The 23,444-nt window shown below is 65.9% G+C and carries 18 protein-coding genes; 9 read left to right on the top strand and 9 right to left on the bottom strand.

What is annotated here, in order from left to right; all coding sequences use genetic code 11:
• Positions 1-112 precede the first annotated feature (112 nt).
• The 4 genes from ACYQR9_RS09945 (at position 113) to ACYQR9_RS09960 (ending at position 4,529) form a co-directional block, all read left to right on the top strand.
• Positions 113-490, top strand: coding sequence for a DUF952 domain-containing protein (locus ACYQR9_RS09945; protein WP_461229468.1), 378 nt, complete (start codon positions 113-115; stop codon positions 488-490).
• Positions 487-1,575 carry a quinone-dependent dihydroorotate dehydrogenase gene (locus ACYQR9_RS09950; RefSeq protein WP_461229469.1) on the top strand — a complete coding sequence of 363 codons (1,089 nt, stop codon included), beginning with the start codon at positions 487-489 and terminating at the stop codon, positions 1,573-1,575. Before ACYQR9_RS09945 ends, ACYQR9_RS09950 begins: the two co-directional genes overlap by 4 nt.
• Positions 1,576-1,926: 351 nt before the next feature.
• Complete coding sequence (locus ACYQR9_RS09955) at positions 1,927-4,227, top strand: FdhF/YdeP family oxidoreductase (RefSeq protein WP_461229470.1); 2,301 nt, start codon at positions 1,927-1,929, stop codon at positions 4,225-4,227.
• Positions 4,224-4,529, top strand: coding sequence for a hypothetical protein (locus ACYQR9_RS09960; protein WP_207411600.1), 306 nt, complete (start codon positions 4,224-4,226; stop codon positions 4,527-4,529). Before ACYQR9_RS09955 ends, ACYQR9_RS09960 begins: the two co-directional genes overlap by 4 nt.
• An 18-nt stretch (positions 4,530-4,547) precedes the next feature.
• On the opposite strand, the gene fliP is transcribed toward ACYQR9_RS09960, so the two are convergent.
• A complete protein-coding gene (gene fliP / locus ACYQR9_RS09965) occupies positions 4,548-5,312 on the bottom strand; it encodes a flagellar type III secretion system pore protein FliP (protein WP_428406020.1) in 765 nt (254 codons plus the stop codon).
• A gap of 175 nt (positions 5,313-5,487) precedes the next feature.
• On the opposite strand from fliP, the gene ACYQR9_RS09970 reads away from it, so the two are divergent.
• Positions 5,488-7,560 (top strand): M3 family metallopeptidase, encoded by a 2,073-nt coding sequence (locus tag ACYQR9_RS09970; RefSeq protein ID WP_461229471.1) that lies wholly within the window; start codon positions 5,488-5,490, stop codon positions 7,558-7,560.
• Between the two features lies 1 nt (position 7,561).
• On the opposite strand, the gene ACYQR9_RS09975 is transcribed toward ACYQR9_RS09970, so the two are convergent.
• From ACYQR9_RS09975 to ACYQR9_RS09985, 3 genes are all read right to left on the bottom strand, one after another.
• Positions 7,562-9,352 carry a hypothetical protein gene (locus tag ACYQR9_RS09975; protein ID WP_461229472.1) on the bottom strand — a complete coding sequence of 597 codons (1,791 nt, stop codon included), beginning with the start codon at positions 9,350-9,352 and terminating at the stop codon, positions 7,562-7,564.
• A gap of 110 nt (positions 9,353-9,462) precedes the next feature.
• Positions 9,463-11,337 carry a flagellar hook-associated protein FlgK gene (flgK, locus tag ACYQR9_RS09980; RefSeq protein ID WP_461229473.1) on the bottom strand — a complete coding sequence of 625 codons (1,875 nt, stop codon included), beginning with the start codon at positions 11,335-11,337 and terminating at the stop codon, positions 9,463-9,465.
• 37 nt (positions 11,338-11,374) lie between these two features.
• Positions 11,375-12,745: a flagellar hook protein FlgE gene (locus ACYQR9_RS09985; RefSeq protein WP_461229474.1), complete on the bottom strand. Its 1,371-nt coding sequence runs from the start codon at positions 12,743-12,745 to the stop codon at positions 11,375-11,377.
• 243 nt (positions 12,746-12,988) lie between these two features.
• Between ACYQR9_RS09985 and ACYQR9_RS09990 the strand changes: the two genes are divergently transcribed.
• Together ACYQR9_RS09990 and ACYQR9_RS09995 are read left to right on the top strand one after the other, a co-directional pair.
• Positions 12,989-13,456: a BLUF domain-containing protein gene (locus tag ACYQR9_RS09990; protein ID WP_056431168.1), complete on the top strand. Its 468-nt coding sequence runs from the start codon at positions 12,989-12,991 to the stop codon at positions 13,454-13,456.
• Positions 13,457-13,511: 55 nt separating this feature from the next.
• Positions 13,512-13,964, top strand: coding sequence for a response regulator (locus ACYQR9_RS09995; RefSeq protein ID WP_056431165.1), 453 nt, complete (start codon positions 13,512-13,514; stop codon positions 13,962-13,964).
• Positions 13,965-13,984: 20 nt separating this feature from the next.
• Here ACYQR9_RS09995 and rsmA read toward each other — a convergent pair whose 3' ends face one another.
• Genes rsmA through lptF form a run of 5 tightly spaced genes read right to left on the bottom strand, consistent with a single transcriptional unit; the run spans position 13,985 to position 20,850 of the window.
• Positions 13,985-14,821 (bottom strand): 16S rRNA (adenine(1518)-N(6)/adenine(1519)-N(6))-dimethyltransferase RsmA, encoded by an 837-nt coding sequence (gene rsmA / locus ACYQR9_RS10000; RefSeq protein ID WP_461229475.1) that lies wholly within the window; start codon positions 14,819-14,821, stop codon positions 13,985-13,987.
• The gene (gene pdxA / locus ACYQR9_RS10005) at positions 14,818-15,837 is read right to left on the bottom strand and encodes a 4-hydroxythreonine-4-phosphate dehydrogenase PdxA (RefSeq protein WP_419951813.1); all 1,020 of its coding nucleotides are present in this window, start codon (positions 15,835-15,837) and stop codon (positions 14,818-14,820) included. The genes rsmA and pdxA overlap by 4 nt, the downstream gene beginning before the upstream one ends.
• Before the next feature lie 48 nt (positions 15,838-15,885).
• Entirely contained in the window at positions 15,886-18,525 is a 2,640-nt protein-coding gene (locus tag ACYQR9_RS10010; RefSeq protein ID WP_461229476.1) for an LPS-assembly protein LptD, read from the bottom strand.
• 56 nt (positions 18,526-18,581) lie between these two features.
• Positions 18,582-19,670, bottom strand: coding sequence for an LPS export ABC transporter permease LptG (gene lptG / locus ACYQR9_RS10015; RefSeq protein WP_056431154.1), 1,089 nt, complete (start codon positions 19,668-19,670; stop codon positions 18,582-18,584).
• A 10-nt stretch (positions 19,671-19,680) separates the two neighbouring features.
• Entirely contained in the window at positions 19,681-20,850 is a 1,170-nt protein-coding gene (lptF, locus tag ACYQR9_RS10020; RefSeq protein ID WP_056431151.1) for an LPS export ABC transporter permease LptF, read from the bottom strand.
• Between the two features lie 239 nt (positions 20,851-21,089).
• On the opposite strand from lptF, the gene ACYQR9_RS10025 reads away from it, so the two are divergent.
• Both ACYQR9_RS10025 and ACYQR9_RS10030 read left to right on the top strand, forming a co-directional pair.
• On the top strand, positions 21,090-22,586 hold the full coding sequence (locus ACYQR9_RS10025) for a leucyl aminopeptidase (protein ID WP_461229477.1): 1,497 nt from the start codon (positions 21,090-21,092) through the stop codon (positions 22,584-22,586).
• A complete protein-coding gene (locus ACYQR9_RS10030; RefSeq protein ID WP_461229768.1) occupies positions 22,586-23,362 on the top strand; it encodes a hypothetical protein in 777 nt (258 codons plus the stop codon). The genes ACYQR9_RS10025 and ACYQR9_RS10030 overlap by 1 nt, the downstream gene beginning before the upstream one ends.
• Positions 23,363-23,444: the final 82 nt, after the last annotated feature.

The raw sequence follows: 23,444 nt of genomic DNA on the forward strand, positions 1-23,444 counted from the left end.
CCTTGAGATGGAGAAATTACAAACTCACGACCAAAGGTAGAAATAGCCGCTGGTTGCGACGGATGCCTGCCCGTTCTATCGCGGTCGCGGTCGAACCGGAAGGCAACGCGCGATGTCAATGATCTACAAGATATGCCCGCGTGCCTTGTGGCGCGAGGCCGAGGAAGCGGGCCGGTTCACCGGTGCTCCGGTCGACCGCGCTGATGGGTTCATTCATTTCTCCACCGCCGACCAAGTGGCTGAAACTGCATCTCGGCATTTCACCGGTGTTCCCGATCTCGTCCTCGTCGGGATCGACGCCGATGCGTTGGGAGATGCCCTTCGCTACGAGCCCTCGCGCGGCGGGGCGCTGTTCCCGCATCTCTACGGCGACCTCCGGCTCGATGCGGTCAGGTCCGTCACCGATCTTCCGATCGGGCCGGACGGCCGGCATCTGTTTCCCGCCGATCTGGTTTCGCCCACTACTCCCTCGACCGGAGCATCGGTATGATCGGCGCGCTCTTTCCCCTCGCAAAGCCGATCCTGCATGGTCTCGACGCCGAGACGGCGCACAACCTCACCTTACGTGGGCTGGCTCTTCTGCCACCCCGCAAGCCGGCCCCGGACGATCCGAGGCTCGCGGTTGATGCCTTCGGCCGTCGGTTCCCCAACCCGGTCGGACTGGCGGCAGGATTCGACAAGGGCGCGCAGGTGCCCGACGCGCTGCTCGGCCTGGGCTTCGGCTTCGTGGAGGTCGGCGGCGTCGTTCCGAAGCCTCAGGGTGGCAATCCACGCCCGCGCGTGTTCCGTCTCAGCGCCGACGGCGCCGTCATCAACCGCTTCGGCCTCAACAGCGAAGGGCTCGACATCGTGCGCGGTCGCCTCGCGGCGAGAAACGGCCGGACCGGATTGGTCGGAGTCAATATCGGCGCCAATAAGGAGTCGAGCGACAGGATCGCCGATTACGTGGCCTGCACCTCGGCATTGGCGCCGCATGTCGCCTTTGTCACCGTCAACGTCTCTTCGCCGAACACGCCCGGCCTGCGTGACCTTCAGGGCGAAGCGTTCCTGGATGATCTGCTCGGACGCGTGGTCGAGGCTCGCGACAAGGCCTCCGCCGGGACTGCGATTCTGCTGAAGATCGCCCCCGATATCTCGCTCGAAGCGCTCGATTCCATCGTCGCCACCGCTTTGCGGAGGAAGGTGCAGGGGCTCGTGGTCTCCAACACCACCATCGCACGGCCCGCCGGTCTCGCCGACGCCTCCCTGGCCAGGGAGACCGGAGGCCTCTCCGGGCGTCCGCTTTTCGAGCCGGCGACCCGCCTCCTGGCGGAGACCTACCTGCGGGTGGGCGGCACCATCCCGCTCATCGGCGTGGGCGGCATCGACTCGGCCGAGGCGGCCTGGACCAAGATCCTCGCAGGGGCGAGCCTGCTGCAGCTCTACTCTGCGCTGGTCTATGCCGGTCCCGGGCTCGTCGGATCGATCAAAGCCGGCTTGCTCAGAAAACTCGCCGCGGAAGGTGCTCGCGACCTGTCGACGATCGTCGGCCGGGACGCGGCGACGCTGGCCAAACTCGCGACAGCTGCCGCTTAGTCTTTTGAGAAAGCCCGGATCCTCGGCGTCTCACTCCAAAAGGGTGATGACGCGGCAGGACCGTCTTCCGCATCGCGGCACGAACCTGTGTCGGCCGGGTGCTACTCAAGACGCGCGAGATCTAACCCGGCTTTCGTCGCATGCGGTCCATGCGTCTGACGCGGGGGCGAGTTTAGAACTTCGAAAGACTGCTTGGTTTCGCGCCATTGCATCGTCGTAAGCGCATGACTGGCCCGCGTTTATCCGTGTTTGAGTGACCCGTGTGCGGTGCGATATCGCTGGTGGTAGAGGACGTGGTTTCGCATGGCGATTCCGCCGTCCAGGCCATTTTTTGCCGAGCCAGGATCGTTCATGGATCACCCGGTCGCGTCCCCCAAGCGTTCCTCCGCCGCTGGCGGTTGGGGCGCGCTGAAGAGCTGCGGCAAGCACCTGCTGAGCAGCCGCGCCCCGCTCTCCGGGGCCCGCGCCATGCTCAAGGCCAACCAGCCCGATGGGTTCGATTGTCCCGGCTGCGCCTGGGGTGACCCGGCGCACGGTTCCTCGTTCGAGTTCTGTGAGAACGGCGTGAAGGCCGTTTCGTGGGAGGCGACCGACAAGCGTACGCCGCCGAAGTTCTTCGCGAAGCACACGGTGACGTCGCTGCGGACATGGACGGATTACGCGCTCGAAGGCGAGGGCCGCCTGACGCATCCCATGCGCTACGACGCAGCGAGCGACCGCTACCTGCCGGTCAGCTGGGATGCGGCCTTCGCCGAGATCGGCGCCACCCTGCGTGGTCTCGACAGCCCCGACCGGGCCGAGTTCTATACCTCCGGCCGCGCCTCCAACGAGGCCGCTTACATCTACCAGCTGTTCGCCCGGCTCTACGGCACCAACAACTTCCCCGATTGCTCCAACATGTGCCACGAGGCCAGCGGCATCGCCCTCCAGGCGGCCATCGGCATAGGCAAGGGCACCGTGCTGCTCGAGGATTTCGAGAAGGCGGACGCGATCTTCGTGGTCGGCCAGAACCCCGGCACCAACCATCCGCGCATGCTTGGCGACCTTCGCAAGGCGGCGACCCGCGGCGCCCGCGTCGTGGTCTACAACCCCGTGCGCGAGCGCGGTCTGGAGCGTTTCGCCGATCCGCAGAACACCGTGGAGATGCTGCGCGGTGCCAGCGCCCCGGTGGCGAGCCATTATTACCAGCCGCGTCCGGGCGGCGACATGGCGGTGTTCCGCGGCATCGCCAAGGCGGTCTTCGCCGCCGACGGCGCGGCGCTCGCCGCTGGCCGGCCTTCCGTCCTGGATCGCGCCTTCCTGAGCCACCATGCCGAGGGGCATGAGGCCTATCGCGCGGTCGTGGAGGCGACCACCTGGGAGGCGATCGAGGACCAGTCCGGCCTGTCCCGCGCCGATATCGAGGTGGCGGCCGACGTCTATCTCGGTGCCGACAAGGTCATCTGCACCTGGGCCATGGGCGTGACCCAGCACAAACACTCGGTGGCCACCATCCGGGAGATGACCAACGTCATGCTCCTGCGCGGCAATATCGGCCGTCCCGGCGCCGGCCTCTGTCCCGTGCGCGGCCATTCCAACGTGCAGGGCGACCGCACGGTGGGCATCAACGAGAAGCCGCCCGCCGCCCTGCTCGACGCCCTGGAGCGTGAGATCGGCTTCGTCGCCCCGCGCAAGCACGGCCACAACGTCATCGGCGCCATCGGCGCCATGCTCGACGGTTCGTCGAAGGCCTTCATCGGGCTCGGCGGCAATTTCGCCCGCGCCACGCCGGATACGGCGCTGGTAGCCAAGGCGCTCGCTTCCTGCGAGCTCACCGTCCACATCGCCACCAAGCTCAACCACTCGCATCTGGTGCCGGGCCGGGTCGCCTACCTGCTGCCTTGCATCGGCCGCACCGAGATCGACCGGAATTCGAAGGGCAAGATCCAGATCGTCACGGTCGAGGATTCCATGAGCATGGTCCACGGCTCGGGCGGCATCAACAAGCCTGCCTCGTCGGAGCTGCGCTCGGAGATCGCGATCATCGCCGGCATGGCCGCGGCCACCGTCGGGTCGGACAAGGTCGATTGGGCCGCCCTCGCCGACGATTACGACGGCATCCGCGCGTTAATCGAGCGGACCATTCCGGGGTTCGCCGGTTACAACGCCCGCGTCCGCCGTCCGCGCGGCTTCATGCTGCGCAACCTCGCTGCCGAGCGCAATTTCGAGACGACCACCGGCAAGGCAAATTTCTCGGCCGAGCATTTGCCCGAGGCGACGGAGCACCAGCAGGCGCGGACGAAGGCCGGCACCTTCGTGCTCCAGACCTTCCGTAGCCACGATCAGTACAACACCACCGTCTATGGCCTCGACGACCGCTATCGCGGGGTCTACGGCGAGCGTCAGGTGCTGTTCGCGCATCCCGACGACCTGGCCGAGATCCGTGCCGTCGCAGGCGACCGCGTCGATATCGTCGGCACCCATGACGACGGCGTGGTGCGGGTGGCCGAAGGCTTTCGCCTCGTGCCCTTCGACATGCCGCGCGGCAGTCTCGCCGGTTACTACCCGGAGCTCAACGTGCTCGTTCCCCTGTCGTCCTTCGGCAAGGAGAGCGACACGCCGACCTCGAAATCGGTCATGGTGTCGCTTCGCCGTCCGGCGGAAGCCGCGTGAGCGAGCCTCCTGCCGACGCCGAGACCTTTCTCGCCGTCACCGATTCTATCGCCGACCTCCAGCCCGGCCTCTCCACCCTGGAGGCCGGTCTGCTCGCGGGCCTTCATCTGAAGCTCGCCGCCGACAGCCGAAGCTTCGCCCGCGTCTTCGGCGTCGAGCACGCCCTCGTCCTGCGTGCGGTGGAGACCCTGTCCGGGGAGGCCGAGCTTCTGGCGGTCACCGAGCGCAATCAGAAAACCCAGCGGGCGCGCTACGAGGCGACCCCGGCGGGTCTCGCCATCCTGGATCACCTGCACGGCTGAGTCTCTGGGTTGCCGCCGTCAGCTTCCGTAGCTCTGGATCAGCGATCCGGCCACGAGGGTCCAGCCGTCGACCAGCACGAAGAAGATCAGCTTGAACGGCAGGGCCACCGTCGCCGGCGGCACCATCATCATGCCCACCGCCATCAGGATCGAGGCGACGACCAGATCGATGACGAGGAAGGGGATGAAGAGCAGGAAGCCGATCTCGAAGGCGCGGCGCAACTCCGAAATCATGAAGGCCGGCGTGACGATCTCCAGGCCGATGGCTTCCGGCCCGGCGGGGGCGGGGGCCTTCGCCATGTCGAGGAACAGCTTCAGGTCCTTCTCGCGCACGTTGCGCAGCATGAAGGTCTTGAACGGAGCCGAGGCCCTCTCGAACGCCACGCCCTGGGTGATCTGGCCCGCGATGAGCGGCTCGATCCCGGTGCGATAGGCCTCGCGCGCCGTCGGCGCCATCACGAAGGCGGTGAGGAACAGCGCGAGGCTGGTGATCACGGCGTTCGGCGGCGCGCTCTGCGTTCCGAGGGCCGAACGCAGGATCGACAACACCACGACGATTCGCGTGAACGAGGTCGCCATCACCAGCACCGAGGGCGCCAGCGCCAGGACGGTGATGAGGGCGACGAGCTGGAGCGCTCGCTCGGTGACGCCGCCCTGACCGAGATCGACCGAAAGGCTCTGTGCCGTGGCCGCGCCGATGCCGGCGGCCAGGAAGCCGCCCGCCGCCAGCACGAGTCCGGCGGAACGGAGGGAAACGGAGGTGGTTCGGGTCAGGGGTGCCATGGCGGGGCGCAACCTGCGTCGGCCTGAGCTTGGGTGCAAGCGCCCAAGGCCTGGAAGCCCCTTCGTTGAAAACCCGAGTGACACCGTGGCGAAAATGCCGACGGGACACTTTGCGCTCGCTTGCCGGGATGACTAGGTTCCCCCGCACAGGCCCGGACGACACCGAAGGACGACCATGACGAGCGTAACCGCCACCGAGACCCGGGACATCGGACCGTTCGCCGAGGCCGTATGGGACACGCCGTTCGGCATTCCGCCCTTCGAGCGGATCCGCGCGGAGCATTTCCTCCCCGCCTTCGAAGCCGCACTCGACGCGCATGATGCCGAGATCGCCGCCATTGCCGGCAACACCGAGCCGGCACGTTTCGCCAACACCGTCGAGGCCCTGGAGCGCGCCGGCCTCGATCTCGACCGCGTCGCCTCCGTCTTCTTCAACCTCAGCGGCAGCAACACCAGCCCTGAGCTCCAGGCGGTGGAGCGGGCGATCACCCCACGCCTCGCGCGCCATGGCAGCGCGATCTATCTCAACCCGCTGCTCTGGGCGCGGATCTCCGCCGTCGATCCGGATGCGGAGGCCCTCGGCGACGAGGAGCGCCGCGTGCTCGACCGCTACCGCACGCGCTTTCGCCGCGCCGGTGCCGATCTTGCCGCTGAGGCGAAGACCCGGATGGCGGAGATCGCGGGGCGGATGGCCGAACTCGGGACCACGTTCAGCCAGAACCTGCTGGCCGATGAGGGCGCGTTCATCCTCCCCCTCGACGGTGAGGAGGATCTCGCCGGGCTCCCCGAGTTCCTTCGCTCCGCTGCCGCCAGCGCCGCCAAGGATCGGGGCGACGAGCATGCGCACATCATCACCCTGTCGCGCTCGCTGATCGAGCCGTTCCTGGTGTTCTCGACCCGGCGTGACCTGCGCGAGAAGGCCTATCAGGCCTGGATCCGGCGTGGCGAGAGCGGCGGCGCCACGGACAACCGGGCCATCATCGCCGAGATCATCGCCCTCCGCGCGGAGCGGGCTCGCCTGCTCGGCTTCGACAGCTTTGCCCATTTCAAACTGTCAGACACCATGGCGGGCTCGCCCGACGCCGCGATGGAATTGCTGCGCAACGTCTGGACGCCGGCCCATGCCCGTGCCGGCACCGAGCGCGACCGCCTGCAGGCCCTGGCCACGTCCGAAGGGGCCAATATCGCCCTGGGGCCGCATGATTGGCGCCACTATGCCGAGAAGCTGCGGCGGGCCGAGCACGATCTCGACGAGGGCGAGATCAAGCCCTACCTGCCCCTCGACGGTGTCATCGCGGCCTCCTTCGACACGGCTTCGCGCTTGTTCGACCTGCGCTTCGAGGAACTCACCGACTTTCCCCGCTACCACCCCGATGTGCGGGCCTGGGTGGTGCGCAATGCCGACGGGTCCGAGGTCGGCATCTTCCTCGGCGATTATTTCGCCAGGTCTTCGAAGCGCAGCGGTGCCTGGATGAGCGCCTTCCGCTCACAGGAGCGGCTCAACGGCACCATCACGCCGATCATCGTCAACGTGATGAACTTCGCCAAGGCGCCGGAGGGTGAGACACCGCTGCTCTCCTTCGACGACGCGCGCACCCTGTTCCACGAGTTCGGCCATGCGCTCCACGGCCTTCTCTCGGACGTCACCTATCCGCTCCTCTCGGGCACGGCGGTGGCCGGCGATTTCGTGGAACTGCCCTCGCAGCTCTATGAGCACTGGCTCGAACAGCCTCAGGTCCTGCGCGCCCATGCCAGGCATCACCGCACGGGCGAGCCGATGCCGGAGGAGTTGCTGAAGCGCCTCTTGGCGGCGCGGGCCTTCAACCAGGGCTTCTCCACCATCGAATACACCGCCTCGGCCATCGTCGACATGACGCTGCACCTGTCGAGCGGCGGCGAGGACGGGCTCGATGTCCTGGCCTTCGAGGCCGACGCGCTTCAGCGCATCGGCATGCCGGCGGAGATCTCTATGCGGCACCGCTCGCCGCATTTCGCCCATATCTTCTCCGGCGACGGTTATGCGGCGGGATATTACAGCTACCTCTGGTCCGAGGTGCTCGATGCCGACGCTTTCGACGCGTTCCGCGAGGCGGGCGATATCTTCGATCCCGAGACGGCGGCGCGGCTGCGCAAGTTCGTCTACGGCGCCGGAAACCTGCGCGATCCCGGTGAGGCCTACATCGCCTTCCGCGGCCGCCTGCCGAGCATCGATCCGCTGCTGCGCAAGCGCGGCTTGGCGGCTGCCTGATTCAGGAGAGGTAGTTCGTCAGAGTCAGTTTCGAGAGCATCGAGGTCACTTGGTAGCTCGCCTGAAGCTGGTTCTGGAGTGCCAGGAGCTTCGCGGTGACTTCCTCGAGGGAGACCGTATCGACGCCGTCGAGACTGTCATGAAGGGCGGCCCTGGCGGCGCGGTTGTCGGCCTTCGTCTCCGTCATGGTCTTGGCCGCCAGGCTGAGATCGCTGGCGATGGACTGTATTCCCTCGCGCCCGGCGGTGGAGGTGAGGAGCGAGCGTGAACGTTCCGAGACGGCGAGGTAGCGTGCCGCCTCCGGCGTTCCGGTCTGCGTAGTGGTGAAGCTTTGCACCGCGACCTGCGCGATCCCGGCGAGGACCGCGCGGATCGGCGCCTCGTTGGCCTGGGCTCCGATTCCGATCTTCCGGTCCGAACCGATCTGCACCGACGCCGTCGCCCGTGGATCGGTCGAGGTATCGTCGCCGGTGTACCAGATGACGGTCCCGGTGCTGGCCCCTTCCGCGTAGCCGTTCCCGTCCGCGGATACGCGGCGCGGTGCAAACCCCTCGGTCTTCGACCCGGCGAAGAAATCCTGGGTGGCGCGCGACGCCGAACTCGCCGAGAGGGTCGTCCCGGCCGTCTCCTTCAGCGCGTTCGACAGGGCGGTCGAGATGTTGGCCGCGACGTCACCGGTCAACGAGAACTCGGTGGTGGACTTCGCATCCGCATTCGCCTTCGCGGTCAGCGTGATCGTCTGCGTGGTACCGTCGCGAAGCGCGAGCTTGAAGGTCAGCGTGTCACCCGCTGCCGGAGGGGCTTTTACGGCCAGCTCCACCGAGGCCGGCGTGCCGGTGCCGAAATTCGCGGCGAGCCCAAGGGAGGCCTTGCCCTGGACGCTGGAAACGGCCTGGTTCTCGAATCTCTTGGTGAGGGCGGCGGCGGTGTCGGCGGCAGTGCCGAGCGGAATCGTATTCGTGGCGTCCGCCGGAGGATTGGCGGTAACGATCAGGTCGGTGAAAGTCTGGGTTCCGTCGGGCTGGTTGATCGCCACGCGAATGCGGTCGCCTTCCGCCGGCGCATTGGCCACGGAGAAGGTCACGGCCGGATTCGTGCGCGCCGTCATCGGGCCCGCCGTGATGGCCGCCGGGTTCGAGCTGGCCGCAGAGACGAGGCTGAAGCCGAAATTCGCTCGTGCTTCCGTGCCTCCCGCGCCGAGATCCTCTTCGCTGACCGTCACGGTGGAGCCCGACACGCTCGTGGCGATGCGGCCATTGCCATTCGGACCGAGGTCGGCGGCGATCTGTTCGCTGACCACGGTCTTGAGGCCGTCGAGGTTACGGCCGGGTATGCCGTTGAGGATCGCATCCGACGAGGCGACGGGCGGAGCGTCCGAATCGCGACCGCCGAAGATGTAATTGCCGGCGACGTCCTGGTTTAAGGCGTCCACGGCGGCGTCCAGGCTGTTCCTGGCTACCTGCACGGCGTTCGAACCGGACGCGATCGACCCGCTATTCAACGAACCCTGGACGATGCCGCTGAGGTTGGAGAGCTGTGTCACCGCCGAACTGGCGACGGTCACCCGCGTCGTGTTCGCGTTGATCGCGGCATCGTAGCCATCGAGCGCGCTCAGCGAGGCGTGGGCAGAGAGGCTGGTGGTTCGCGCCGAGCCAATGCCGCCATACGTCTCCGCATTGCGTCCCGTGGTGAGCTGGGCCGTCAATGTTTCAAGGCGCGCCTTCTGGCTGACCAGATTCGCCGTGTTGCGGTCCTGGAAATAGGTGCCTGCCGTGAAGGCGCTGATCGTCATCGTGACCTCGGCGAAAGGGTCTTCACGGGTTTGACCGATGAAAGACGCCGGAGAATTGACCCGAACCGTGGAAACCACGTTTCGGAAGAACCGGATGCCGGAACGAGGCTCTAGATCCGGAGGAGCGTGTCCAACATGTCGCGCGCGGCCGTGAGGACGCGGGCATTGGCGGTATAGGCCGTCTGCAATCCGACGAGCTTCGACATCTCCTCGTCGATCTTGACGCCGGATGTGCTCGCGAACCGGCCCTGGGCCGTGGCAAGGGCGATGCTCTGCCCTTCGTCGAGAAACTGTGCGGTCGCTGTGGCGGCGCCCTGGGCGTCGATGATCTTCTGGGTGAAGTCCTGAACCGAGGTCGTGAAGGGGGCGCTGATGCCCCCGATCCCGCTCGCCGCCGAGAAGGTCCGACTGGTGGTCGTGAGCGCGTCGTAGAGGTATTGCGGTCGCGTTACGTCGTCGGCCGGAGTGGATGACGACATCTTCACCAGCGATTCGGTCTTTGCCGCCACCGCCGGGTTCACGGCGATGCGTTGGGCAAAGCCCGTCAGCTGCGAGCCGCCATCGAACGAGCCGGTGAAGAGGCGGGACTTGCCGCCGCCATCCACGAAGAGCGCGATCTGCGGCTGGCCGTTCGTCACCTCATCGGCCGTTTTGGACTGGGTGACGCTCGCGCTGATCCCTTGGATCGTCGTGGTCCCGTTCGCCGGGGCTAGGATCCTGACGCCACCTTTGCCGACCGTGGGGTTGGAGGAGACACTGAAGGGCGAGCCGAGGGCGGCTGCGATCTCGGTGCCGAACTTCGCCGGGTCGCTTCCCACCGTGAACGGGACGATGGTCGCCAGCGGGTCGGTGACATCGGTCCGGTTCACGGCGGCGGGCGGAGTCAGGTTGGACGGAACCAGGATCAGGTTGCGCTGGGCGCCGTTGGCGTCCTTGAGGCTGATCGTGATGGCATTGCCGGCGCTCAGGCCGGTCAGGTCGATGTCGAATCCCGCCCCGCCCGCCGCCGTCGCAGGCGTGCCCACCGCCGAGCTATCGGACAGCGACCGCGACAGGCCCGCCGCGAGATCGTCGAGCTGGCGCTGAGCCTGGGGCAGAACCGTATCGCGCAGTTCGATTCCAGCAGCCAGCGAGCCCGAACGGATCGCGTTCGAGGCCACCAGATCGATCGTTCCGCCGCCCGGCGTGGTCGCCGTGATGGTTCCGACGCCGCGCTGAGCCGGGTCCGCGGAGTAGCTGTCCTCGGGGCCGAGCGTGCCGCGGCCGTCGAAGCTCAAAGTCGCCGCGCTGGCCCGGTCCACCAGGGTCATGCCGGAATTGGTCATGACCGTGACGGTCCCGTCGCGCTGCACCGAGGCCTGCACGTCGAGATAGCCGGAGAGGGAATTGAGGGCCTGGTCGCGCTGATCGAGCAGGGCGACCTTGGACCCATCGTCGCTGGTGGCCGCGATCTTGACGTTGAGTTGGGCGATGGACGAGAGCAGGGCGCTAGCCGCCGACGTATCGTTGGACAGCTGGCTCTCGGTCGCAGTGCGCAGGGATTGGACCCCCTCCGCGATGCTGCCGATCTTCGTCGCGAGGTTCGATGCCGCCGCGACCACGGCGGAGCGGGCAGGCGCGGAGTCCGGGGCAGCGCCGAGGGTCTGGAGCGACAGGGTGAAGCTGTTCATCACCCCGTCGAGGGCGCTCGTCGTACCGGGTGTGCCGTAGAGCTTGTCGAGCTGGGTCCGGACGTCCGCCATCATGCCCGTATAGGCCGCGCCAGACGTCTCCAGCCGCAGCTGCTTCAACGAATTCTCGTCGAAGACCCGGTTGATCGTGCCGATGGCGACGCCGGAATTGCCGGGCCCCTGCGCGACAGTGTCGAGCGAGCGCTTCACATAGCCGGCGGTGCCGACATTCGCGATGTTCTGCGAGACGATGCCGATGGCGGCCTGAGTGGTCTTCAGGCCGGCCGCGGCCGTGTTCAGGGCTGATAACGACACGCTTGCCCTCCCTCTACGTCACCGGAAAAATCGGACCTCAGCGGATGATGTTGATCAACGCGGACATCATATCCTGCGCGGTCGAGATGACCTTCGTGTTCGCAGAATAGGCCTGTTGGGTTACGATCATCTTCGAGAATTCACTCGCAATGTCCGTATTCGACTGCTCGATGTTTTGACCTATGATTTTCGTGGCATTAAGGCCTGTAAGCGGTTCCCCAGAATCGAGGGTCTGGCGATAGTTGCCGGAAGAATCAGCCTTCAACCCGTCGGCATTTGCGAACTGCACGACCTTAATTTTGGCCAGAGAAACGGTGTTGCCGTTGCTGTAGCTGCCCAACACCTCGCCGCTATCACTAACTGAAAGGCTATTCAGTGTGCCGGAGCTAAAGCCATTCTGTCCGAGCGTCGATGTCGTTATTCCCTCCTTGCCATGTGCCGTCAAACCCGCCGCGCCATAGTTAAAGGTTATGTCTCCGACATTGATATTGTCGACGGAGAGGTCGTTAATCGCAATGGAACTGGTGGCGGGGCTCGTCAGTCTTCCGGTAGCATCGAATTGAAACGCCGTTCCGACATTCGTCCAAGACGAGGCCGCGCCTGGGACCGTGCTGCTATTCGCGTAAAATAGGTTCCAAACATCTGGCTTGCCGGCTTCCGTGGCGGTAGCAGGCGTTTCGTTTTGGACTTTTGCCCACCGTGCGTTCACGGTAACGGGTGCTCCGCTGGCCGAGTAGGCAGTCAACAAAGGTCCATCAAGGCTACCTGCGATAAAGACGCCGGCATCCTCTGCGCTGACTGTTCCCGTCCTGGCTGTGTTACTGACGTTGACTGGATTGGTTGAGTTCGGAAGACTCGCTCCAACCAGCGATACTTTAGGTGCTTTAGGCAGATCGGCCGCGTAGTTGATGGCGGTCGTCGGCTTGGCCGGCACGGGCAATCCCGATATCTGGATCGGGCCTTCACCGGTAGCGAGTCCGGTCGACGGATCGATACTGGTTCCGGTCAGGAAGGCGCCGCCGCCATTGCGGAGATAGCCTTCGTCATCCTGCTTAAAGTCGCCTCGGCGCGTGTAAAGGTTGCCTGGCGAGAACGATGTCTGACCGTTGACGTCGCCGGTCTTCGTCTGCACGGCGAAGAAACCCGGCCCGTTCAAGGCGATGTTGGTCGGGATCTCGGTGGCGATAATGTTGCCCTGAATCGAGTTGGTCAGAACGGAATTGGCCCTGACGCTGCCGGAGACCTGACGATCGGGCGCCTGCTCGGCGACGAGGTCGACGAAGCTGGTATCGACGCGCTTGAAGCCCGTGGTCTGCGAGTTCGCGATGTTGCCGGAGATGTTCTCCAGAGAGAAGCCCTGGGCCTTCATGCCCGAGACCGCCGTCTGCAGCGCGGAAAACACATCCATGACCGGCAACCTTTGTTGAAAATGACGTGGACCGAAACTGGTTCATGCCATCATCCGCAAGCGGGATGCCAAATCTAAGCCATTGAAATAACGAGATAATATTTATGGCCGGCCGGCAAGAATGGCCTTTTCCCCGAGGCACCCGGCAGCTTTTGCCGGTTCCGTAAAAGCTTGGCGCGTCGTTTACCCAGCGTTATGCCTGTGCCGATTATCATCCAGCCGTGAGCGCAACGGGCGGGGATCATGAAGAGCAAGCGGACGACCCTTGTCCACCTCATCTACTTCTCCCGCCTGAATCTCGCGGCGGACGCGGCAGGCCGGACGCGTCAGCTCGGCGAGATCACCCGTCAGGCTCAGAAGAAGAACGAATTTTCGGTGATCACCAGTTTCCTGCTGGTGGAACAGAATTTCGCCGCCCAGATCATCGAGGGCGAGCGCACCTCCGTGAACGACACGTTCGGCCGGATCAGCAACGACACCCGGCATCGCGACGTCCAGATCGTCGAGTGGCGCGAGATCGTGAAGCGGGAATTCGTCAACTCGTTCGTGACCGTCATCCGCAACCCCGCGAACGACGCGGTCTTCCAGAAGGCCGGCTTGCTGCCGATGTTTCAGCGCGGCACGCCGAAAGCCGGGGTCATCCATTCTCTCGCGGTTGCACTCCAGGCCGAATCCATGGCCAAACAGGGTATCGACCATCTTTTCGTCTGATATTCCATCTCAGCCTTCCTGACGTCGGATATCCGACCCTGAGCTTCGAAAGCCCATGAGCGAGACGCCACCGATCCTGATTGTCGACGATCAGGAGAAACTGTTGAAGCTCGTCATCCTTCTGATGACGCGAATCGGTTTCCCCGACGTCGATGGCGTGACCAGCGGCCCCGACGCGTTGGAGCGGCTGCGCGAGCGTAAATACGCCCTGGTCATCTCGGATCTGGCCATGGAGCCGATGGACGGGCTGACATTGCTGCGCGAAATCCGCGGTGACGATGCGCTGATGAACACGCCTTTCATCCTCACCGAAGCCTCCTTCGATTTCGAGGACATCAACCTCGCTCACCAGGCCGGCGCAGACGCCTTCATCCTGAAGCCGTTCGATATGTCGGTGCTGAAATCGAAGCTGAAACAGGTCATCAACCGCAAGCCGCGCCGCCGCGAGGCGCCGCTTGCGGCCGAATCCGCCTTGAACGTCGATTTCCCGATGCTCGGAAAGTTCTGAGCGGCCGAGCGTCGGCGCGATCAGTCCAGCGCTCGCGCCATCGCGACGAAGCCCGCCACCGGTACTTCTTCCGCTCTAGCCGTCTCCACAATTCCCGCCGCGTCGAGCAGGCGCGCCGGGTCGGGGGTGGCGGCCTTCAGGCTCTGGCGTAGCATCTTGCGGCGCTGACCGAACGCCGCGCGCGTCACTCGCTCGAGCGCCGCCACCGAACAGGGGAGGGGCGTGTGCCTCGGCCTCAAATGGACCACGCTCGATGTCACCTTCGGTGGCGGTACGAAGGCCGAGGGCGCCACGTCGAACAGGATATGCGCCTCGGTGCGCCAGCCGCAGAGAACGCCCAGGCGTCCGTAATTCGCACGGTCGGATTCGTCCGCGACGATCCGTTCAGCCACCTCGCGCTGGAACATCAACGTGAGGGATTCCCACCAGGGCGGCCATGACGCTTCGGTGAGCCACCCGGTCAGCAGCGGTGTCCCGACATTGTAGGGAAGGTTGGCGACGATCCGCACCGGCCCGTCGCCGACGAGGGGGCGCGGGTCGAACCGAAGCGCGTCGGCATCGACGACATCGAGACGACCGGGGTAATGCGCGGCGATCTCGGCGAGGGCGGGGAGGGCGCGCGGATCGCGCTCGATCGCCACCACGCGGGCGGCGCCCGCCGAGAGGAGGGCGCGCGTCAGGCCGCCGGGGCCGGGCCCCACCTCCACCACCGTGACGCCCTCGAGCGGGCCGGCCGCGCGTGCGATGCGGCCGGTGAGGTTGAGGTCGAACAGGAAGTTCTGTCCAAGCGCCTTCTTCGGCGCGAGGTCGTGTTTCAGCACGACATCGCGCAGGGGCGGGAGACCGTCGTCGCTCAAGAGTGCTGACCTGCAAGTCTGGCGGCAAGGCGCAGGGCGCCGATGAGACTGTCCGGCCGCGCGATGCCCTTGCCGGCGATGTCGAAGGCCGTGCCGTGGTCGGGGGAGGTCCGAATGAAGGGCAGGCCGAGGGTGACGTTCACGCCGTCGTCGAAAGCGATGGTCTTGATCGGGATCAGCGCCTGGTCATGGGTCGGTGTCAGCGCGACGTCGTAGGTCGCCCGGGCGCGGGGATGAAACAGCGTGTCCGCCGGAAGCGGACCCCTGATATCGATCCCCTCGTTCTGAAGTTGCGCCACGGCGGGTTCGAGCACGTCGCGGTCCTCCGTTCCCATCGTGCCGGCCTCGCCCGCATGCGGGTTCAGCCCCGACAGGACAAGGCGCGGATGGGCGATTCCGAACCGCTCGGTGAGGTCGCGCGCCACGATCCGCGCCGTCTGGACCACGAGGTCCTGAGTCAACAGGTCCGGCACCCGGCGCAGGGCGACGTGAATCGTCACCGGGACCACGGCGAGCGTTTCGCTCCACAGCATCATCACCGGAAGGGGCGCGGCTTTGCCGGGCTCCACCGCGAGGGCCGCGAGGAACTCCGTATGACCGGGATAGGCGAAGCCGACGCTGGTCAGGACGTATTTCGCGATCGGATTGGTCACGAGGGCGATCGCCTCGCCAGACCGGACCAGACCGACTGCCGTCATGATCGATTCGAGGGTCGCGCCGGCATCCGCCGCACTCGGTCGTCCGGCCACGGCGCCGACCCGGGTGCCGCTCGGCAAGGGCATCACCGGGAGTGCGCGGGGAAAGACCTCGACTGCGAGATCGGGTCCGACCTCCGCCACCGGAACCTGAAAGCCGAGGCTGCTGGCCCGCCCCTCGATGAAATCGGGATCGCCGATGAGGAAGAAAGGCGGAAGCCCGGCCCCTTCGTCCCGGGCCAGCCAGGCCATGAGAGCGATCTCCGGACCGATACCGGCCGGATCGCCCATCGTGAGCGCAATGGGTCTATGCACCGTCATGGCCTGTTTCGTCGCCGAATGAAGGCGAGACCGGGCTCTCGCCCAATCTCACCGGGTCGCCGCGATGCCGTCGGCCGTGCTCGCGATGTTGACGTTCTGGCGCAGGTCGACTTCGCCGAGGGTCTTCAACTCGACGCGCAGCAGCACGGTGCGGTTGCGCTCCGTGACGCCGAGGGCCGCAGCAGTGGGAGAGACGATGTAGTTGAGCGAGAAGGTGGTGCACTCGTCCTGATAACCGCCGCCGATGCTCAAGCCGGCGAGGTTCGCGCGGCCGGGATTGGTATAGACGGGCGCCGCGCCGACGGGATTGGCGAGATAGGACGTGTAGGCGTTGGCGAAATTATCGCGCACGTCGAGATAGTGCGTGAGATCGACGAGGGCCGAGCCGGTGACGAACCAGTTCGGGGTGATGTGGTAGGTCGCCGACGCGGTCAGGCCTTCTCTGCGGTTGTTGAAACCGAGCAGGGGCTGGGCAGCGTAGTAGGAGTAGAACATCGACAGGTCGATGGGCGCGAAAGGTGCGAGGCGCGCGATGACGCCCGTCTCCATGCGGTTGACGGAGAAGTCCCGCTGTTCGAAGCGCGCGCGGCTGACGAAGCTGATGTTCTGGTTCGGTGACAGCTGGAACCGTCCGACATAATCGGATTCCCGACGCTCGAGGCCGGAATCGAGGCCGACATTCGCGAGGTCGCCGCGCCGGAACGAGTTGACCCCGGCGACCTGGATGGATTCGCCGAACATCACGTTCGCGTACCAGCCCGACGGCGTCACAACCGAGTATTGTGCGCCGAGATTGGTGCGGACGCCGCCCTCGACGCGGTCGTAGCCGGAGAACTTGTCCCATTCGAACAGCGACGTGTCGTCGAAGACGAGGCTCTGCGCGTCCTCGTTGGGCAGGCGGCCGATATGGGTCTCGCTCGGACGGATCACGACCTGCGCGATGGGTTCGAGCGTATGAACGCCGAGGGGGCCGAAATTGCTCACGAAGGGATAGCGGTAATCGAGTCCCACCGCCGGCATGACCCTCCCTGAGAAATCCGAATCCGTGGTGCTGATCGTCTGCGCCAGGGCGTTCTGATAGCCGGAATTACGCGGGTCGACGAAGAAGGCGTCGGTGCGCAGATAGGCGAAGGGCGTGAACACCTGGCCGGCATCGTCGATGAATGTCCGGCGCCATGACAGCTGCGCCGATGCGCGCGTGTTGCTGCCCGCCAAGCCGCGGATGATGCAGGTGCTGCGCGTGAAGGTGGTGCAGGTCTCGTAGAGCGAATAGGTCGTCCCGTTGACCGTGGGGTTGAAGTAGTAGGAGCCCGTGCGCGGGATCGCCTGGAAATCCGTAGCCTCGCGGTCGAGATGCGTGATGTTTGCCTCGAAGCGCACTTCGCCGCCGAGGAAGCCCGGACCGTTGATCCGCTTGTCGTAGTCGATCACCGGAGCGACGATCGGCTGCTCCTTCTGCCAATCGTAGCTCGACAGGCCCTTGAAATAATATGCGCGCGCCTCGAACCACGAGCGGTCACCCTGACCGATCAGGTAGGCCGTCGACACCGCTTCACGGAAGTAATCCGTGGTGATGCTCGAATTGCGGACGCGGTAATTGTCGAGGAACCATTTGTCGGTGACGCCGACGACGTCCCAGCCGGTGCGCCAACGGTCGTTGATGTAGAAATTACCCTTGGACTCGATCGAACCACGGAAGTCGCGGTCCCCCGCGCCGAGCGGGCCCGGAAGGAAGGCGCTGGGCGTCGTCTGGAAGATGCCGGTGGCGCGAATGGTATAGGAACCGGTCTCGAGCCGGTGACGCAGTTCGCCCTGGCCGAGAATTCCCTGCTCGCTCAGGAAGGAGGGCGACAGGGTGATGTCGAAATTGGGCGCGACGTTGATGAAGAACGGTGTCGAGATGCCAGTGCCGAGCGCGGTGGAGTTGATGAAACGCGGCGTGAGGAAGCCGGTCTTGCGCTTCACCGTCGGGTCCGGCGCCTCGAAATAGGGCAGGTAACCGACGGGGATGCCCGCGATCTCGAGGGTCGATTCCTCGAATCCGATCGTGTGGGTCTCGTTGTTGTGGATGATCTTGGCGGCGCGCACCTGCCAGAGCGGCGGCGTCTCGGGGTTGTTCTTGCACGGCTCGCAGGCCGTGTAGGTGCCGGATTCGAAGGTCGTCTGCTCGCCGTCCACGCGCTCGCCGCGCGGCGCGGAGAAGCGCGTCCGCACCGGCTGGCCCCGCATTTCGACGGTCTGCTGGATGCGCAGGGCATCGACGAACCCGTTCCGGAAATCGTCCGTCAGCTCCATCGTATCGCCGGTCACGACGGCACCGGTCTCGTCGGTGAGACGGACATTGCCTTCGGCGAAGACGCGACTGCTGGCCCGGTCGTAGCGGACACGGTCGGCCTGAAGGGTACGCGGGCCGTAATGAAGCTCGGCATTGCCGCGCGCCGTGACGGTGTTGTTGTCGTTGTCGTAGATCAGCTCGGCGGCTTCGACGAGAAGCCGCTCGGCCGGCTTGCCCGTGGGGGCAGGCGCGGGCTGCACGGAAGCCTTGGGCGGAGTAGCCTTGCGGGCCTGGCCCTTGTCGCTTCGACCGGTCGCCTGCGCGCTCGCTCCATCGGTGCCGAGCGTGAGCGCGGCGCCGGAGACGAACGCCAGCAAGCCGGCGAGCTTCGCGATGTCGGAGACTTTACGCAACCCGTGTCCCAACCTCTGCCTCGGCCTCGTTTCGCATCCCGTCACCGACAACGGCATCAGCCGTCCTCCTGATAGAGAAGCGTGAGCGTACCGAGAAGACTCCCTACCACGGCCGGGAACCATGCCGCCACCGGGGGCGACACGATGCCTGATGCGCCGAGGCCTTCCATGACCTGCCGCGCGACGTAGAGGAAGAACCCCGCCGCCACGCCGCCAAGCACAAGCTTGCCCACTCCACCAAAGCGGAAGAACCTTAAGGAAACGCTGGCTGCCACGAGCACCATGGCAACGAAGAGAATGGGCCTCGCCATGAGGACATCATACTGGAGTCGGTAGCGCGTCGCATCCAACCCGGCCCGCTCCGTCCGTGCGATGGTCTCGTTCAGTTGCCAGAAAGGCACAGATTCCGGAGGCGTGAAGCGCTGCTTCACCTGACCGGGATCGAGATTGGAGGCGAGGATATAGGTGTCGTAGCCCTCGGGCGGCTGGCCTTTGGTGAGGAGCCGCGCGTCCTGAAGGGACCAGTAACCGTCGTGCAGCGTCGCACGCGCGGCTTCGATCTGCGACAGGAACACCCCGTTCTCGTCGAACGTGTAGACCGATACCCCCGCCAGGGTGGTGCTACCCTCGATCGCCGTCCCGGCACGGAGGATCGCCTGTCCGTCGAGACTGTTCTGGCGGATCCATAAATCCTTGCCGGAATTGGCCTTCGTGGATTTCGCGAAGATCCTGGCCTCGATCTCGGTCGAGCGCTGCTTCATCGCCGCCGAGAGGGGATTGTAGACCCCCACCGTGAAAGCCCCGATGGCCAGCGCCACCAGGATGCCGGGCTGGAGGAACTGCCAGGCGGAGATTCCGGCGGCGCGCGCGACCACGAGTTCGAGCTTGCGCGACAGCTGCAGCAGGGCCGCCATGGAGCCGAACAGGATCGCGAAAGGCAGGACGCCCTCGGCGACGGCCGGGGTCCGGTAGAGCGAGAGCTGGGCCATCAAACTTGTGGACGCGCCCTCGGTGTCGCCGGCGCGCCGCAGCAATTCGACGAAATCCAGGGTGTAGACCAGGGCGAAGACGGTGATGAACACGCCGAGCACCGTGCGCAGGAAGCGCAGGGCGAAGTAGCGGCCGAGGGTGAAGCCGATCATCATCGCGGCGGCCTCACCTGTCGCCGAGGCGCGGCCGGCGCAGGATGGCGCGGCCGAAATTCGTCAGGGTCATGGAGACGCGTGCGTTCCAGTCCCGCACGGCGGCCCCGTTGAACACGACGAGGCAGGAGATCGCCAACGCCAGAATCGGGGCGGCGTAGATGGCGAAGACGGCGCCCTGGCTTCGCACGGCCGCGCTGCTGGCGGCGAAGCCCGCGATGCGCAGCACGATGACGGCGATGACCGCACCCGCCATTGCCAGACCGCGACCCTGGCGCGTCGTGCGCGGATCGCCCAAAGCCGCGAAGGCGATGAGGGTCAGGGCGAGAGGATAGAGCCAGGCCGAGAGCCGGTCATGCACTTCGGCGCGGAAACGGCCCTTCTGCGTCTGGTAGTAGGATTCGCTGGTGTCGGGGAAGAGGAGTTGCGCGGTCGACCGTTCGCGCGGCTTGTAGACGGTCTCGCCGTCCGGCGGCGTGAAGGCCGCGAGATCCACCGTGTAGCGCTCGAAGGTGATGATCGAGGAATCCCGCGAATCCTTCTGCTGCCGGTGAATGCTGCCCTTCTCGAGGGCGAGATAGCTCTGCCCCTCGTAATCCACCGCCTGTCCCTGCTCGGCGAGATAGACCACCGTCTTCCCGGCCTCGCGCTTGTCCTGGATGAAGATGCCCTGGAGCGTGCCGCCTGGACCGCGCTCGCGGAAATGGAAGGTGATGCCACTGTCGAGCTCGGTGAACTGGCCCTCCTTCACCACATTGGCGATGAAGTCGCCGCGCACGCGGGTCAACACGTCGCGCAGTTCCTGGAACGAGGACGGCATCACCTGGATCGTCAGAAAGGCGACGCCCGCGCTCACGATGAGCCCCAGGGTAAGAAAGGGACGCAGGATCCGGCGCGGCTGCATGCCGGCGGCCGACATGACGATGAGTTCGGAATCGCCGTTCAGCCGGTTCAGGGCGTAGACGACGGCGATGAACAGCGCAACGGGCGCGATGACGGTGATCAGCGTCGGCACCGAAAGACCGGTGATCAGGAAGAAGATGACGAGGGTCTGGCCCTTGGCCGTGATGAGGTCGAGCTCACGCAGGGCCTGCGTCACCCAGATCGTGCTCGTGAGGCCGATCAGGCAGGCGAGGAAGGCCCCGGCCGCGATCCTGAATATGTAGCGCTCGATTTGCGTCATCGGATCTCGCGGCGGGCCCTAGCGCATGGCGTCCGTGGGACGCGTCCCACGGGCCTTCCTCATGCCCCCCGGCATCGTGCCCGTCCACCGATGTCGATCACTCTGGGGCACTTCAATTCGGGCGGTTTCGCGGCGGGCGGATCGCGTTGCGTTCTCCGCATCAATGGGTACACAGGGAGTGTCGCGGCGGCGCGTGCTCCGTCGCACGCACCAATCCTGACCTTCGGAAAGCGTGACTTATGGCGGACGGTATCACGATCGCATTCGGGCCGCTCGGCCCGGTCGGCCACGGCGACATCGTTCTCTTCGTCGGCGATGATCTGGCTCTCTCCCCCGCTGTCGCACAGGCCGTCGGCCGCGGCGCGTCCGATCTGGTGGCGCGCGCCGCCGCGAGCGAGCGGTTCAAGGGCAAGTCGCTCACCTCCCTGGCGCTGCCCGCGCCCGCCGGGCTCGATGCCGACCGGTTGCTGGTCATCGGCCTCGGTTCGGAGAAGGACCGCGCCAAGATCGATTGGCCGGCGCTCGGCGGTTATGCCGCGAGCAAGCTCAGCGGCCGCCAGGCCCATGTCGCCCTCGATTGGCCCGGCGCGTCGGTGAGCCCGGCCAATGCCGCCGATTTCACCCTCGGAGCGCGCCTGCGCGTCTACAGTTTCGACCGCTACAAGACGAAGAAGAAGCCCGAGGGCGAAGAAGGCCGCGTCACCGCGCTCACGCTCATGGTCGCCGATCCTTCGGGAGCCGAGGCGGCGGCCAAGCAGTCCGAGGCCGTGGCCGGCGGCGTCCTGCTCGCCCGCGAACTCATCAACGAGCCGCCGAACGTGCTCTACCCGGAGGAATTCGCCCGGCGTGCGGAGGAGCTGACCAAGCTCGGCGTCGAGGTCGAGGTTCTCGGCCCCGGCAAGCTCGAAGCCCTCGGCATGGGCGCGCTCCTCGCCGTCGCGCAGGGCTCCACCCGCGAAGCGCGCGTGGTCGTGATGCGGTGGAACGGCGGCGCCGACGCGTCCGAGGCGCCCATCGCCTTCATCGGCAAGGGCGTGTGCTTCGATTCCGGCGGCATCTCCATCAAGTCCGCCGGCGGCATGGAAGACATGAAGGGCGATATGGGCGGTGCCGCCTGCGTCGTCGGCACGATGTTCGCGCTCGCCTCGCGCAAGGCGAAGGTCAACGCCATCGGGGCGATCGGCATCGTCGAGAACATGCCGGATGGCGGCGCGATGCGCCCCGCCGACATCGTCACCTCCATGTCCGGCCAGACCATCGAGATCATCAACACCGATGCCGAGGGACGTCTCGTCCTCGCCGACGTGATCTGGCACGTGCAGAGCGCCTACAAGCCGAAATTCATGATCGATCTGGCGACGCTCACCGGCGCGATCATCGTCGCCCTCGGCCAGGACATCGCCGGCATGTTCTCGAACGACGACGCACTCGCTGCCAAGATCGCCGCCGCAAGCGAGGCGACCGGCGAGGCGGTGTGGCGGATGCCGCTGATCCCGGCCTACGACAAGGCCATCGATTCGAAGTTCGCCGACATGAAGAACACCGGCGGCCGCCATGGCGGCGCGGCCACCGCCGCCTCGTTCATCAAGCGCTACGTCAACGACGTTCCCTGGGCCCATCTCGACATCGCCGGCGTGGCGATGTCGTCGAGCCCCAGTGAGATCAACCGGAGCTGGGGTGCGGGCTGGGGCGTGCGCCTCCTCGACAGGCTCGTCCGCGACAATTACGAAGCGTGATGCCATCCGGCGGCGCGTCGGCGGCGCTCGTCCCGGCCGCCGCCACTTCTCCCGTAGGCGCGATCTCACCGCTCGTGCCTGCGGCATTCCCGCTGATGGCCGCGTTACTCGCGCTGTGCGCTACGGCCGTGACCGGGCTGAGCCAAGCCTCGCCGCTTCCGCCCGAGCTGGCGGCGCGGTTCTACGGCTTCTTCCTGCAGCAATACCCGCTCTTCACCTTCGCCATCATCCATGGCTTGGCGAGGCTCGTCGCGATGGCGGCGGCGAGCACCGCGTCCCTTCCCCGGCGCATCGTCGGTGTCCTGTTGGGGGCCACGCTACTTCTCGCCCTCAGCCTCTATCCGACCTTCGGCGGTTTCGTGCTTCGCGCAGGCTTTGCCACCGGTGGCATGACCTTCCTCACCTATCAGCCGATGAGCGTTGCCTTCGCCCTTGGTTCCGCTTCGTCGGCCTTCGTGTTCGGCTCGGCCCTGGCGGTGGGCGCACTCCTGATCGGCGGCCGAACCTCGGCGGCATCCTGGGGTCGACGCCTCGCCACCGGCCTTCTCCACAGCGCCGCGGGCTTTCTCGCGTTATGGTTCGCCTTCGCCGTGATCGGGCAGGCTCATATGGCGGGCTTCGGCCCCTGGCCCAGGCGCGCTCTATCGACCGCCGAGGCGGGTTTGGGAGCGTCCCTCGTTCTCGCCGCGTTTCTGCCTCATGCCATACTCGTGTGGCTGGCACTTCGTGACAGATCGCGGCGGAAGAAACCCGGCGCCCCGTCGATTGCGGTTTGATCCGATGACAGGGACGTCGAAAAGATAGTTTACATATGAACGAAGGCGGCACCAAGCCGCTGCGCGGATAACAAGCCGCCGC

The organism is Methylobacterium sp. CM6241, assembly GCF_054817845.1.